Genomic DNA, 270 nt, shown 5'->3' on the forward strand with positions numbered 1-270 from the left:
CGCGGCAAGACGGTGTTCGTGCTGCCGGGTCAGGGTGGGCAGTACCCGGGCATGGGCCGCGAGTTGTATGAACGCCATCCGGTGTTCGCGGCGATGGTTGATGACTGCGATGAGGCGTTGCGCCCGTTCACCGGCTGGTCGGTGCGTGAGGTGTTGTTGCAGGAGTCGGGGGCGCCGTCGCTGGATCGGGTGGATGTGGTGCAGCCGGTGCTGTTCACGATGATGGTCTCGCTGGCCGAGGTGCTCGGTTCTTACGGCATCACCCCGGAT

1 protein-coding gene is annotated in these 270 nt (G+C 65.6%); it reads left to right on the forward strand.

Annotation, left to right across the window (positions count from 1 at the left end):
* The coding region (locus tag AC5Y5E_RS30390) for an acyltransferase domain-containing protein (RefSeq protein ID WP_499907727.1) at nucleotides 1-270 on the forward strand (270 nt) is incomplete at both ends.

This window comes from Mycobacterium sp. NGS54 (assembly GCF_059812465.1).